Raw genomic sequence first — 445 nt, 5'->3', positions numbered from 1 at the left:
TGGCCGAGCTCCGCCGCCTTCTCCGTCCCGGCGGACGGACCATCGTCTCGACGAGCCACCCCACCGCCGACTGGATCGCCGGCCGGCGGCAGCTACTTCGAAGCAGGTCACGTGGAAGAGACCTGGTCGGTTGGCATGACGCACCGCTACTGGCGACAGCCTCTCCAGGCATGGCTCGACGACTTCGCCGCCGCCGGCCTCGCCCNNNCCGGCATCATCGCCTATCAGCTCGCCGCGTCACTCCCCGCCAGCGCTTAGCCCATCACCTTCGCGAAGGATCTGCCGTGCTTAACCGACCCACGCTCCTGGTCATCAGCGGTCCGCCCGGCACGGGGAAGAGCACGCTCGCCCGCGTCCTCGCAGAGCACCTCGGCTGCCCGGCGGTCATCCGCGATGAGATCAAGCAGGGCATGGTCCTCAACGCCGTCCCGTCACCGGACGGGAC

At 69.5% G+C, this 445-nt stretch carries 1 protein-coding gene; it reads left to right on the top strand.

Annotated features, from left to right (window positions below):
- Positions 1-170 precede the first annotated feature (170 nt).
- Positions 171-445: AAA family ATPase (locus tag CCN56_RS46005; RefSeq protein WP_143664673.1), on the top strand; the 275-nt coding region annotated here is incomplete at its 3' end.

The sequence above is a fragment of the Streptomyces sp. NRRL B-24572 genome, from assembly GCF_002156145.1.
GTDB classification, from domain to species: Bacteria; Actinomycetota; Actinomycetes; order Streptomycetales; family Streptomycetaceae; genus Streptomyces; species Streptomyces vietnamensis.
This window is presented reverse-complemented; position numbering and strand designations above follow the sequence as displayed.